Here is a 13592-nt window from a genome sequence, read left to right on the forward strand (position 1 = left end):
CACCTGCGCAGGGACTTTCGGCCTGTTTTCTGATCGGTGCTTGTAAGCGATCTACCCGTTATGTCCATGAATGGAGTGAGCAGGCTGCGGGTAAGCGCTGCAAACGCGACGATTTCATGGAGTTTTCGCTGTTAATCGTGCTGTTTGACGACAGCCACCGGGCATGAGGCCCGGTGGAGCAGCTCCTGGCTCACCGAGCCGAGAACCCGTGCCCGGACGCAGCCCAGTCCCCGGGACCCGACCACCAGCAGCCGCGCCTGACGGCTACGGGCCAGCAGGGCGGGAAGCGGCAGCTGGCTGACCGCGCCGGCCGTGACGGCCACGCCGGAATGGTCACCGGACAGCGAGGCCACGGTCTCGGCGAGCCAGCGCTCCACCTCCCATCCGGGCTGTGGCGAGGTGTCCTTCCGCGCGTGGATCACGTGTACCGGCAGCCGGTGGAGTCGGGCATGCCCCAGCGCGAACCTCAGAGCCGCTGCCGAGCAGGCGGATCCGTCCACCCCCACCACGATGTTCCCCGGAGACGGCGGCGATGCCGGATCGGCCCGCCGTACGGCCAGCACGGGGCAGCGGGCGTGGGTGGCGACGTGGGCGCTCACCGAGCCGAGCAGCAGCCCGGTGACCCCGCCGAGCCCCCGGCAGCCGACGACCAGCATCTCCGCCGCCCGGCTGAGCGAGACCAGTTCCGGCCCTGGAGTCCCCCGGGCCAGGATCGACCGCACGGCCCGGCCGGGCAGCAGTCTCTCGGCCAGTTCCACCCCCTCGATCAGGGTCCGGCCCGCCAGCCTGCGCACCTGCCCGGTGATCGCCGCCTCGCGCTCGGCGTGGGGGCCGTCCCAGACGTGGCAGACAGTCAGCTCCGCCCGGCCTGTCCCGCACTCCCGCGCCGCCCATTCGACGGCGGTACGGCCCTGCGGCGATCCGTCGAACCCGACGACGATCTCTCGCCTCATCAGCGCCCCCTTCAGCGGCGACGTCATGTCGTTCGATGACCGGAAAGGGAGTGAAGGCTCCGCGTCACTCCCCTGGGACCTGGGGCAGGACCGGGACCAGGCGGAACGTCCCCGTCATCAGCGGGGACTCGTCAGGCTCGACGGCGACCGGTATCCGGCTCATCACCTGCGCCACCGTGAGGTTCTGCATGGCCATCATGCCTCCCCCCGGGCCCGCACGACCGCGACGGGGCAGCGGGCGTGGTGCAGGACCCCGTGGCTGACCGAGCCCAGTACGGCCGAGCCGAGCCGGCCCTGTCCCCGCGAGCCGACGACGACCAGGTCCGCGGCCTCCGAGGCCTCGCAGACGACGGCGACGGGGTGCCCGCACACCATCGTCTCCTCGATCTCCACCTTCGGGTACTTCTCCCGCCAGGGGGTGAGCGTGTCCGCCGCGATGCGCCGCCCGGTGGCGGAGATCTCCTCGAACAGCGGCGTGTAGTGGGTGGCCCCCTGTCCCACCACGGGCATCTGCCAGGTGTGGATCGCGTGCAGCCGGGCGCCGCGCCGGGTGGCCTCCTCGAAGGCGTACTCCAGGGCCGCCGCCGAATGGGGCGAGGTGTCGAAGCCGACCACGACCTCGCCGTAGGTCCGCTCCTGGTCCCCTCTGACGACCACGACCGGCGCGGCCACGTGCCCGGCCAGGGCCAGGGAGACCGAGCCGAGCAGCAGCCCGGTGAACCCGCCGCGGCCCCGGCTGCCCAGCACGACCTGCTCGGCGTCCTGGGCCTCACGCCGGAGGATCTCGACCGGGCGGCCCGTCTCCAGCACGGCGTTCACCTCGGTCCCCGGGGTGCGCTCGCGTGCCAGGCGGGCCGCGGTCGCCAGCACGCCCTGGCAGTACTCGGTCACCGAGTCGCGGAAGCCCGGCGGGGTCTGGAGCGGGATGTCGTAGACCCACGGCTCGCACACATAGACGATCCGCAGGGCACATCCGCGCCGCACGGCGTCGTCGGCGGCCCATTCGACCGCGGCCTGCGAGGAAGGTGAGCCGTCCACGCCCACCACTACATGCGCTGTCATGTCGTCCTCCTCTGGCTTTCCCCTTCCATTTCCATCCGACCTTCTCCCGGCGTTTTCCACAGCGGTCGAAGGACCCGGCCGTCAGGGACTTCCGACCCTGTCACCAGACTTCGTCCGTAGTGGAATGAGGGATATGGAGAACGCCTCCTGCGAAGGCAGACTGGCGCACGGCAACGCTCTTGACCTGCTGGGCGCTGTTTCCTGCGGATCCCTGCGGATGGGAAGGAAAGGTCCGCACGCGGTCCGGTTGAGAGTACGCGGCATCCGACAGCCCCCAACCCGTGATCGTTTTTTGTTTTCCCGTTAGGAGATTCCGATGACCGAACGTGTGACGGCCCCCGGCGACCTGGGGCGTCGGGTGGCCTGGCGGCGCAAGGAGCTGCGCCTGAGCCGCGAGCAGCTGGCCGGCCGGGCCGGGATCGATCCCGGATACCTCAGTTACCTGGAGGAGACGGCCGCCGCTCCGACGCTCGACACCGTGCGTAAACTGGCCACCGCCTTGAACACCAACGTCGAGGAACTGCTCGGTGGAACGATGGGCCTGCCACCTGGGCGAGGCCGTCCCACTCCCCATCCTCATCTGGAGAGGCTGGAGGCCGAGGAGTGCCTGCGGCTGATCGCTCCTGGCGGCGTCGGCAGAGTGGCCTTCAACGAGCCCGGAGGACCGGCGATCCTGCCGGTCAACTACGTACTACGCGACAACTCAGTGATCGTCCGCACCGCCGTCGGCGGCCCGCTCGACGACAACCTGCGCACCGGTGTCCAGGGGGTCGAATTCAAGATCGCATTCGAGATCGACCGGATCGACGACGCCTCCCGCGAGGGCTGGAGCGTGCTCATCCGGGGCGGGGCCCATCACGTCTCCGCCGACGAGCAGGCCGCGGCCGCCACCTCGGGAGTCCAGCCTTGGGCGGGCGGCGAGCGGGAGCTATACCTAAAGATCGTCCCAGCAGAGATCACCGGCCGACGCATCCGGCACGTTTCGTGATCCTCGGAGAGGTGGGCGCCGGGGCGGTCACCTGGGCGGCATCTTTTTACGGATCCGAGATCCGCAGTGGTCGTCAGCGCCCCTGCCGGCACGGCGAGAAGCCCGCCACGCGGCCCCGGGCAGGCTGATTTGATTCATCTGACGACCGCGACGGGGCAGTGAGCGTGGTGGAGCACCCCGCGGCTGACCGAGCCCAGAAGGACCGAGCCGACGGCGCCGAGGCCGCGGGACCCCACGACGAGCAGGTCGGCTCGTACCGAGGCGGCCACGAGAGTCGGTACCGGGTGTGCACATGTCACGTCTTGCACGACGTCGACCGTGGGGAATTTCTCTTTCCAGTCGGTGAGCCGGGCTGCGGCCATCCGGCGTTGTCCCTGCCGGACCTCGTCCATGTCGCGGGCGGCCTCAGGCGTGAACCCGTGAACCGGTGCTTGCCAGCCGTAGACCGCCCGCAACGGGCATCCGCGCAGTCCGGCCTGTTCAAAGGCAAAGCCCAGAGCGGGCTGGCATTCGGCGGAACCGTCGATGCCCACGACCACTTCACCGCGCGTCTGTCCGGCACCCGGCCGTACGACCACCACGGCGCCGCGCACGTGACCCGCCACACGGATGGGGACCGAACCGAGCAGCGATCCGGCGAACCCCCCCAGGCCGCGACTACCGATCACCAACTCGACGGCCGCCCCGGCCTGCTCGCACAGGACCTCGACCGGGGCCCCTTCGATCAGCTCGGTGGTCACACAGACATCCGGCCCGCGTTCCGCGGAGGCCGTGAGCGCCTGGGCGAGCACCTGCTCACCCAGGCGCGACAAGTGGTCGGGCCGACCCGGCGTGGGAAGTTCAGCGACGTCGTACGGCCAGCGGTCCACGACGTGAACGATCCGCAAGGGCAACCCCCTGCGGACGGCGTCATCGACCGCCCAGGCCAGGGCTGCGGTCGCGGCGGCTGAGCCGTCCGTTCCGACGGCGATCGATTCAGTCATGACTGCCCCCGCTCGCCATCGGATCGTGGCACGGGCGATTTCCCCAGAGGCGATCGTCCCAAGGCGTGGGGACCTTCGCCCTCTCCCGGATGTGAGACCTGATCTACCGACGAAGGTCCCTGGCCTGTAGGGCCGATCAGCCCTGCCGGCGGCGGCGAGCAGCACCGTACCGTGCAGGGGGGAAGGGAGATTCGCGATGGCGCCTTCCGCAGTCGTGGACCTTGAACGGACCGCCGCGATGATCTTTGACACCGACGGGGTCATCACCGACACGGCCAGGGTGCACGCCGCCGCGTGGAAACGGGTGTTCGACACCTTCCTACGGGAGCGCGCCGAGCGGTCCGGTGAGCGGTTCCGGCCGTTCGACACGGGCGAGGACTACCTGCGTCACGTCGACGGAAAGTCCAGGGCCGACGGTGTCCGCGGCTTCCTCGACTCCCGCGGCATCGCGGCGGACCCGGGCACGGTGGCCGATTTGGCCTCACGCAAGGATGCCTCCTTCCTGGCGGAGATCCACGAGTACGGCGTGGTCCCCTTTCCTGCGACCGCCGAACTGGTAGGCGAACTACGCCGCCGCGGCGTGCGTACGGCCGCCGTCTCAGCCAGCCGTAACTGCGCCGAGGTGCTTCGCGCAGCCGGAGTCACCGATCTGTTCGACATCCGGGTTGACGGCGTGGACGCCGTCCGGCTGGGATTGGCGGGAAAGCCCGACCCGGCACTGTTCCTGCAGGCGGCCCGGCAGCTCGCCGTCAAGCCAGGCGAGGCGGCGGTGGTGGAGGACTCCCTCGCGGGTGTGCAAGCGGCCAGGGCGGGTCGCTTCGGCGTTGTCATCGGCGTCGACCGGCGCGGGAACGGGGGGTCCCTGCGGGCCGCCGGCGCCGACCTTGTCGTCGCCGACCTGGCCCAACTACACCTCCACGGGAGAAGACGTGAACCCCTGGCTCCTCACTTATGACGGTTTCGACCCTACGCAGGAGGGGCTGAGGGAGGCTCTGACCACACTCGGCAATGGCTCCTTCGCCACCCGGGGCGCCGTACCGGAATCACATGCCAATGGGGTGCACTATCCCGGCACCTACGTCGCCGGCTGCTACGACCGGCTCGTCTCCCAGGTCGCGGGCCACTCGACGGAGAACGAAGATCTCGTCAACGCGCCGAACTGGCTGCCGCTGACCTTCCGCGCCGATGGCGGCGACTGGTTCGCTCCCGGCAGCGCCGAGATCCTGGCCCAGCGTCACACGCTCGACATGTGCCAAGGGGTTCTCACCCGGCTGCTGCGCGTCCGCGACTCCCGGGGGCGGGTCACCCGGGTGGAGCAGCACCGCCTGGTCTCGATGGACGACCCGCACCTGGCCGCCCTGACCATGACGGTCGTTCCGGAGAACTGGGCCGGGACGCTGGAGATCCGCTCGGCACTCGACGGGCGCGTCACCAACTCCGGAGTCGCCCGCTACCGCGGGCTGGCCGACCTGCACCTGGTGGCGATCTGCGGGCACGCCGCCCACAGTGTGATCGAACTGCTGGCCCGCACCGTCACCTCCCGTGTGGAGATCGCGCTCGCCGCCCGCACCACGCTGGCCGGCGGGCGCTGCCGTACCGGCGTCGAAGAGAGCGCGTCCAGTGATGACCAGGCCGTTCAAGAGGGCTGGGTGAGCGACGAGCGGGCCGTCGAGGTGAAAGCGGGCGAGGGGGTCACCGTGGAGAAGGTCGTCGCCCTGTACACCTCCCGGGACCGGGCCATCGCCGAAAGCCAGGCTGCGGCCAGAACCGCGGTCGTGCGCGCGGGCGGCTTCTCCTGCCTGCTCAAGCGGCACGCCCGAGCCTGGGACCGGCTGTGGCAGCGGGCGCACGTCACCACCGAGGACGTCGAGGTGCAGCAGATCCTCAACCTGTACCTCTTCCACCTGCTGCAGACGGCCTCCCCGCACCTCGCGGAACTCGATGCCGGGCTGCCGGCCCGCGGCCTGCACGGCGAGGCGTATCGGGGCCATGTGTTCTGGGACGAGCTGTTCGCCTTCCCCTTCCTCGCCCCCCGCTTTCCGGACATCACCCAGGCTTTGCTCAGGTACCGGTGGCGGCGTCTGCCGGAGGCGCGCTGGGCCGCCCGCGCCGTCGGGCACGCCGGAGCGATGTTCCCCTGGCAGAGCGGCAGCGACGGCCGGGAGGAGACGCCCCGCCTGCACTTCAACCCCCGCTCCGGCCGCTGGCTGCCCGACCGCTCGCACCTGCAGCGCCATGTCGGCCTGGCCGTCGCCTGCAACGTGTGGCAGCACTACCAGGCGACCAAGGACACCGCTTTCCTGGCGGGCTTCGGCGGGGAGCTGCTGTTGGAGGTGGCCCGGTTCTTCGCCTCGGTCGCGACCTGCGAGCAGGGGCGTTACGCGATCCGCGGCGTGATGGGCCCGGACGAGTACCACGACGGCTATCCGGGCCGTACCGAGCCGGGCCTGGACAACAACGCCTACACCAACGTCATGACCGCGTGGCTGATGCACCGGGTCCTGGACATGATCGACCTGGTCGGCGCCGGAAGGGTCAGCCGACAGGAGATCGACCTCTTCGCCCGCATGTCCCGGCGGATGCGGGTGGACTTCCACGACGGGGTGATCAGCCAGTTCGAGGGATATGCGGCGCTGGAGGAGCTGGACTGGGCCGCCTACCGGGAGAAGTACACAGACATCCGGCGGCTGGACCGCATCCTGGAGGCCGAAGGGGACACGCCGAACAGATACAAGGTCTCCAAGCAGGCCGACGTGCTCATGCTGTTGCACCTGCTGGGAGAAGAAGGGGTCAGTGAGATCCTGACCGGCCTCGGCTACGAGTGGAACGCCGAGATGGCGGCACGGACGGTGGACTACTACCTCGCCCGCACCTGCCACGGCTCCACGCTGAGCGCGGTCGTCCACGCCGGGGTGCTGGCACGCCAGCGCCCCGGCGCCTCCCACCCCTTCTTGGTGGAGGCGCTGAACAACGACGTGAAAGACCTCCAGGGAGGCACCACCGCCGAGGGGATCCATCTCGGCGCGATGGCCGGGGTCGTCTGCCTGTTCGAGGCACAGGCGCGACCGTGATCACCGGCCGGCGCGGCCGGGCAGCGGACCCGGGTGGCTGAACCGGGAGGCTCGGCGCTGCACGTGGTGGACATGGTCGCGGCGGCGGACGGCGAGCGGCCTGTCGACAGGGCCTGCGAAGAACACCTTCTTGGCGAACTCGACCAGGATCAGGTAGGCGATGACCATTCCGGTCAGGGTGAGGAAGAACACGGGTGGCAGTGGGGTGAATCCCAGCGCGTGTGCCAGTGGCGACAGCGGCAGCGCGATCCCGATCGCGACGACACCGAAGACGGCGGCCAGCAGCGGGACGCTGGGCCGGCTCCGCAGGAACGGGATCCGCCGGGTACGGATCACGAAGATGATCAGAGTCTGGGTCGCGAGAGACTCCACGAACCAGCCGGAGCGGAACAGTTCAGGCCCGGCGTGGAAAACGCCGAGCATGATCGCGAAGGTGAGGAAGTCGAACAGGGAGCTGATCGGGCCGAAGAAGAACATGAACCGCCGGATGAAGCCGATGTCCCAGTGCGAGGGGGCGTGGAGCTGCTCGGGATCGACGTGGTCGGTGGGGATGCTGAGCTGGCTGGTGTCATAGAGCAGGTTGTTCAGCAGGATCTGACCCGGAAGCATCGGCAGGAAGCTCAGCACCGCCGAGGCGGAGGCGGCGCTGAACATGTTGCCGAAGTTACTCGAGGTGCCCATCAGGACGTACTTGATGGTGTTGGCGAAGATGCGCCGGCCCTCGGCGACCCCGTCGGCCAGGACCCCGAGATCCTTTTCCAGCAGGACGACGTCGGCGGCGTCCTTGGCGACGTCGGTCGCGGTGTCCACCGAGATCCCGACGTCGGCGGCGTGCAGCGCGAGCGCGTCGTTGACCCCGTCGCCCAGGAATCCCACGTCCCGTCCGCGGCGGCGCAGCAGCCGGATCAGCCGCGCTTTCTGCTCCGGAGAGACCCGGGCGAAGATCGTGGTGGTCTCGGCGGCGGCGGCGAGGGCGTCGTCGTCCAGTGCGGCGATGTCGGTGCCGGTCATGGTGCCGTCCGAGGGCAGGCCGAGGTCGGCGCAGACTTTCTCCGCGACCAGCGGGTTGTCTCCGGTGGCGATCTTCACAGTGATGCCGAGTGCGGCGAGGCGGCGCAGTGGGGCGGCGGCGGCCTCCTTGGGCCGATCGAGAAACACCAGGAACCCGGCCAGGATCAGGTCGCGTTCGTCGGCCGGCGTCGGGACGGTCAGGCCGGCGGCGGGCCGGGTGGCGACGGCCACGACCCGGCTGCCCGCGGCGAACTGAGCCCGCAGCGTGTCGGCGGTTCCGGCCGGCACGTCCGGGCAGCGGCTCAGGACAGCCTCGGGGGCGCCTTTGGTGATCAGTAGCCGGGTACCGTCCGGAGCACGGAGCACGGCGGTGGTCATCCGGCGCTCATGATCGAACGGCAGCAGCCCGAGGCGCGTGTAGCCGCCGACCAGGTGCACCGGAGCGCCTGGCGCCTGCCACAGAGCGGCATCCAGCGGGTTTTCTCCCACCCCGACCGAGCCGCCGGTCGGCAGGTCCACCTCTGGCGCAGAGGCGGCCTCGGCCGGCAGATCGGACTCGGTCGCCAGCAGGCCGAGAAGCAGCACCCGGTCGTCGGCGCCTCCGCCAGGGGCCAGGGCGGCGACGAAACCGATCCTGCCCTCGGTCAGGGTTCCGGTCTTGTCGGTGACCAGGACGTCCATGTCGCCGAGGTCCTCGATGCAGACCAGCCGTTTGACCAGCACCTTGCATCGGGCAAGCCGCCGGGAACCGGCCGCCAGGCTGGTGCTGACCACCGCGGGTAGCAACTGCGGGGTGATGCCCACCGCGATCGCCAGGGAGAACAGCAACGACTCGATCAGCGGGCGGTGCAGCACCAGGTTCGTCACCAGGATCAGTGAGGTCAGCGTGATCGCGACCTGCAGCAGCAGCACCGAGAAATGCCGTAACCCGGCCTGGAAGCCGGTCTCCGGTTGCCGCTGGCCCAGCCCGAGCGCGATGCGGCCGAACTCCGCGCGCCCACCGGTCGCGACCACCACACCGGTGCCGCCCCCCGCCCGCACGACCGTGCCCATCAGGGCGCAGCAGCCCAGCGCGGCCGGCGCCCCACCGGACGGGACGGGCGCGACGGTCTTGCCCACCGGCAGCGACTCGCCGGTCAGCACGCTTTCGTCGCACTCCAGACCGGTCGTGGTCAGCAGCCGCAGCTCCGCCGGGACGATCCCGCCCAGTGTCAGCCGTACCACGTCGCCAGGCACCAGCGCGGTGACGTCCACCTCGGCGGGCCGAGCGTCGCGCAGCACCATGGCAGTGTGCCTGACCTGGGAGTGCAGTGCCTGAGCCGCCCGTTCGGCCCGGTACTCGTTGACGGAGCCCAGCCCCACACTCGCCGCCAGGATCACTCCGATGATCACCGCGTTGAGGCTGTCCCCAAGGAAGAACGAGACGACCGCGGTTACCGCCAGCAGCACCAGCACCGCGTTGCGCAGTTGCCGGCCCAGCACCCGCAACGCCCGGGCGTGGTGGGCGCGCACCGCGTTCGGGCCACAGATCGCCAGGCGCCGCGCGGCCTCGGCACCGGACAACCCCGCCTCGGTGACGCCCAGCCGGTCGAGCACCTGTACGGCGGGCAGCGTGGCCGCCTCACCGGCGGACAGGCCCACCAGGTGCGCCGCACCCGGCGGGGCGTGCACGGCCGTCTCCATACCCCCAGCAGATCACCGCCAGGCCGGATGGCTCCCCGGCCGAAAGGCACCATCTGAAGGGACCTTCGACACCCGCGCCCCCTAGAGCCGACAGTCCCTGCCCGCAAGGGCACTTGGACTCTGGGGGTCGCCGCCGCGATGAGCGAGGCTGGGTCGCATGAGACGGACCGTTCCCGATGAGTGCGACGTCCTGCTGCGTGAGGGCGGCATCGCCCACATCCGGCCGCTGCGGCCGGACGACCGCGCACGGCTGCACGAACTGGTCGACAGGTCGTCCGAGCACTCGGCCTACCTGCGTTTCTTCACCGGCGGCACGGCGACCGCCCACGCCTACATGGACCGCATCACAGCATCGGACTACCCGGGCCGCGCATTGGTAGCCCTGTCACAGGGCCGGCTGGTGGCGGTCGCGGAGTACATCCCCGGGGATGCGGGCGACGCCGAGATCGCGATCTTGATCGACGACGGGATGCACCACCACGGCCTGGGCACGTTGCTGGTGGAACATCTCGCGTTGAACGCCGCCGACGAGGGTGTACGCGAGCTGGTCGCCGACGTGCTCGCCGAGAACCGGCCCATGCTCCGAGTGCTGGACGACATCGGGCTGGCCACCACTCGCGCGTTCGACGACGGATCGGTCGAGGTCCGGATAGATCCGCGCCCCACCCCGGGCATGCTGGAGCGGATCGAGGCACGCGCGCACCAGGCGGCATCGGCCTCCCTGCGGCGGCTGTTCCACCCGGAGTCGGTCGCGGTGATCGGCGCCGGCCGCGCCCCCGGCGGGGTCGGCCACCGCATCCTGCGAAACCTCCTCCAAGGAGGTTTTCCCGGCCCCGTCTACCCGATCAACCCACACGCCAGGCAAATTTGCGGCCTGCCCGTCTACGCGAATGTGGGCAGCGTGCCGGGCCCGATCGATCTGGCGGTCATCGCGACCCCGGCCCGCACCGTGCCGGAGATCGCCCGCGACTGCGCCGGCCACGGCGTGCGGAACGTCGTCGTGGTCACGTCGGGATTCGCCGAGACCGGAGGGACAAGCGCGCAAGACGAACTGCTGAGGATCTGCCGGGAGGCCGGGATGCGGCTGGTCGGCCCCAACTGTCTCGGCATCGTCAACACCGCAGCCCGGCTCAACGCCGGCTTCCTGCCCCACCCGCCCGCCCCGGGGCGTCTGGCCCTGATGTCACAGTCCGGCGCGGTCGCGGTCGCCCTGATCGACCGCGCCAACCATCTGGAGATCGGCATCTCCTCCTTCGCCTCCGTCGGCAACAAGGCCGATGTCAGCGGCAACGACCTGCTGGAGTACTGGGAGGACGACCCGGCGACCGACGTGATCACGCTGTATCTGGAGTCGTTCGGCAACCCCCGCAGGTTCGGCCGCATCGCACGGCGGGTGAGCAGGCGCAAGCCGATCATCGCGATCAAGAGTGGCCGCGGCGGCTCTGGTGAGCGGGCGGTCCGCTCCCACACCGCGGCCGCCGCCACTCCGGACGTGGCTGTCGACGCCCTGCTGAAAGCCTCGGGAGTCATCCGTGTGGAGACCGTCCGGGACATGCTCGACACCGCGCGCCTCCTGGCCACCCAGCCACTACCGCAGGGCAGGCGGGTGGCCATCGTCGGCAACTCCGGCGGACCGCAGGCCCTTGCCGCCGACGCCTGCGAGCAGCGCGACCTGCTGGTCCCCGAGCTGGCCCCGGTCACCCGCGGGCGGCTGCGTTCCCGGCTGCCGGTCGCGGCAGCCGTGGCCAACCCCGTCGACCTCACCGCCGGCGGCAGCGCGCAGGAACTGGCGTTCGCCATCGAGACCGTTCTGGCTGATCCGGGCATCGACACCGTCATGGTCGTCTACACCCCGCCGTTCGGCTCCGGCCTGGGCCGGACCCGCCAGGCCATCGCCCGCGCGGCCATGTCGGCCGGCAAGACCGTGACCGCGTGCATCAGCGGGCATGACGGCCTGCTGGACGGACGCGTGCCCTGCTACGCCTTCCCCGAGCAGGCGGTGCAGGCACTGCGCCACGCGGTGGACTACGCGTCCTGGCGCGCCGCGCCGCAGGCCCCGCCCGCCGACCCGCGCCCAGCCGACACCACCGCGCGCGGCATCGTCGCAGCGGACCTGGAGTGCCATTCCGGCGGCCGGTGGCTCGACTACGGCACCGCCGCCCGCCTGCTCGGCTGCTACGGAATCCAGATGGCCGAGTCGATCGAGGCCGACGGGCCGGACAGCGCCGCGGCGGCGGCCGTCACGATCGGGCCGCCGGTGGTGCTCAAGGCCACCGGTCCGGACCTGGTGCACAAGAGCGACGTCGGTGGTGTCCGCGTCGGTCTCGGCGCGCCGGACGAGGTCAGCCGCGCCTACCGGGAGATGGCCGGCATGATCGGACCGGCCATGACCGGCGCGATCGTCCAGCCGATGATCGAGGCGGGTGTCGAGATCATCATCGGCGGCGTCGCGCACGAGGCCTTCGGCCCCATGCTCATGGTCGGCATGGGTGGCGTCACCGCCGAGCTTATGGCCGACCGCTCCTTCCGGGTGCCGCCACTCGGCGACCAGGACGCGGCAGCGATGATCGCCGAGCTCCGCTGTGCCCCTCTGCTGACCGGCTATCGCGGACGCCCGCGTGCCGACGTGGCCGCGTTGCGGGAGCAGATCACCGGTGTCGGGAGGCTCCTGGACGATCTCCCGGAGGTGGCCGAACTCGACCTGAATCCAGTGATCGTCACCCCGGCCGGCGCGGTGGCCGTGGACGTGCGGGTACGGCTCGCCCCCGCGGCCCCGCCGCCGTCGCTCTTCCGCCGGCGGCTGCGATGAACGAGTCGGCCCCTCACACGTGCGGGCCCGTTTGGAGGCAAAGATGCCTGTCAACGTCAAGGACGTCATGACCCGGCGGGTGATCTCGGTGGGTGAGGACGCCTGTTTCAAGGACATCGCCGAGCTGCTCATCACCCACGCGGTCAGCGCCGTACCGGTCCTGGACAGCGACGGCCACGTGACCGGCGTCGTCTCCGAAGCCGATCTCCTGCACAAGGAAGAGGGCAGAAAGCGGTTTCACGGTGCGAGCTGTCCGCCGCCGCAGACCGGGCCGGACCAGGGGCCCGAGGCGGGCAAGGCCAGAGGCAAGGTTGCCCGGGAGCTGATGACCGCCCCCGCGGTCACCGTCTCGATGGACGTGCCGGTGGCGGCCGCCGGCCGCCTGATGGAGCACCATGGCGTCAAACGGCTGCCGGTGCTGGACGGCCACGGCCATCTGGCGGGCATCGTCAGCCGCCATGACCTGCTGAAGGTGTTCGCCCGCGCTGACCGGGACATCGAGCGTGAGGTCCGCGTGGAGGTTCTCGTGCGGTCGCTGTGGATGGACACCTCGCGCGTCCAGGTCACCGTCCAGGACGGCGTGGTGACGCTGAGCGGGCGGATGATCCTGCACCGAGACGCCCAGATCGCCGTATGGATGACCCGGCAGGTAGACGGGGTCGTCGACGTGGTCGACGAACTCGCCTGGGACCGGGACGACACCCCTGTCGGGGAGCGGGACTGAAGATCCCATCGCCACAGCGTCCTGCGGCACCGGCATGCCGCCGGGCGGATGTCCAGACTGGATCATCGGTTGCCGATCTTGCCCGGTGACGGCACTGAGGACCTGCGCCCGGCTAGATCGATCCCGCCCTCCGATGAGGAGCGAAGGCTCTACGACGCCATCACAGCACGGCACACCAACCGCCGGCCGTTCTCCGGATGCGTCGTCCCCCGCCCGATCATGCACGAGCTGGTCGGGGCCGCACGTTCCGAAGGTGCGGACCTGATCGTCGTGACACCCGGACCTGAGACGCACTCCTGCAGCGGATC

The 13592-nt window shown here is 70.5% G+C and carries 10 protein-coding genes; 5 read left to right on the forward strand and 5 right to left on the reverse strand.

What is annotated here, in order from left to right; translation table 11 throughout:
* Positions 1-131: 131 nt before the first annotated feature.
* The 3 genes from SROS_RS23295 to SROS_RS23300 all read right to left on the reverse strand — a co-directional run bounded on the left by SROS_RS23295 (position 132) and on the right by SROS_RS23300 (position 2015).
* Positions 132-953 carry a universal stress protein gene (locus SROS_RS23295; protein ID WP_012891366.1) on the reverse strand — a complete coding sequence of 274 codons (822 nt, stop codon included), beginning with the start codon at positions 951-953 and terminating at the stop codon, positions 132-134.
* A 64-nt stretch (positions 954-1017) separates the two neighbouring features.
* On the reverse strand, positions 1018-1152 hold the full coding sequence (locus tag SROS_RS53940) for a hypothetical protein (protein WP_281047952.1): 135 nt from the start codon (positions 1150-1152) through the stop codon (positions 1018-1020).
* Positions 1149-2015, reverse strand: coding sequence for a universal stress protein (locus tag SROS_RS23300; protein ID WP_012891368.1), 867 nt, complete (start codon positions 2013-2015; stop codon positions 1149-1151). The genes SROS_RS53940 and SROS_RS23300 overlap by 4 nt, the downstream gene beginning before the upstream one ends.
* A 316-nt stretch (positions 2016-2331) precedes the next feature.
* Between SROS_RS23300 and SROS_RS23305 the strand changes: the two genes are divergently transcribed.
* A complete protein-coding gene (locus SROS_RS23305) occupies positions 2332-3003 on the forward strand; it encodes a pyridoxamine 5'-phosphate oxidase family protein (RefSeq protein WP_012891369.1) in 672 nt (223 codons plus the stop codon).
* 134 nt (positions 3004-3137) lie between these two features.
* Here SROS_RS23305 and SROS_RS23310 read toward each other — a convergent pair whose 3' ends face one another.
* Complete coding sequence (locus SROS_RS23310; RefSeq protein WP_012891370.1) at positions 3138-3986, reverse strand: universal stress protein; 849 nt, start codon at positions 3984-3986, stop codon at positions 3138-3140.
* Between the two features lie 196 nt (positions 3987-4182).
* On the opposite strand from SROS_RS23310, the gene SROS_RS23315 reads away from it, so the two are divergent.
* Together SROS_RS23315 and SROS_RS23320 are read left to right on the forward strand one after the other, a co-directional pair.
* The gene (locus SROS_RS23315; RefSeq protein ID WP_012891371.1) at positions 4183-4941 is read left to right on the forward strand and encodes an HAD family hydrolase; all 759 of its coding nucleotides are present in this window, start codon (positions 4183-4185) and stop codon (positions 4939-4941) included.
* Positions 4916-7057 (forward strand): glycoside hydrolase family 65 protein, encoded by a 2142-nt coding sequence (locus SROS_RS23320; protein ID WP_012891372.1) that lies wholly within the window; start codon positions 4916-4918, stop codon positions 7055-7057. The genes SROS_RS23315 and SROS_RS23320 overlap by 26 nt, the downstream gene beginning before the upstream one ends.
* Here SROS_RS23320 and mgtA read toward each other — a convergent pair whose 3' ends face one another.
* A complete protein-coding gene (gene mgtA, locus SROS_RS23325; RefSeq protein WP_043652746.1) occupies positions 7058-9751 on the reverse strand; it encodes a magnesium-translocating P-type ATPase in 2694 nt (897 codons plus the stop codon). It abuts the gene before it with no gap.
* A 157-nt stretch (positions 9752-9908) separates the two neighbouring features.
* Here mgtA and SROS_RS23330 point away from each other — a divergent pair, with 157 nt between their 5' ends.
* Positions 9909-12560, forward strand: coding sequence for a bifunctional acetate--CoA ligase family protein/GNAT family N-acetyltransferase (locus SROS_RS23330; protein WP_012891374.1), 2652 nt, complete (start codon positions 9909-9911; stop codon positions 12558-12560).
* Positions 12561-12603: 43 nt separating this feature from the next.
* Positions 12604-13284, forward strand: a complete 681-nt coding sequence (locus SROS_RS23335; protein ID WP_012891375.1) for a CBS domain-containing protein — start codon at positions 12604-12606, stop codon at positions 13282-13284.
* Positions 13285-13592 lie beyond the last annotated feature (308 nt).

Origin of the sequence: Streptosporangium roseum DSM 43021 (assembly GCF_000024865.1) — a bacterium.
GTDB lineage: Bacteria > Actinomycetota > Actinomycetes > Streptosporangiales > Streptosporangiaceae > Streptosporangium > Streptosporangium roseum.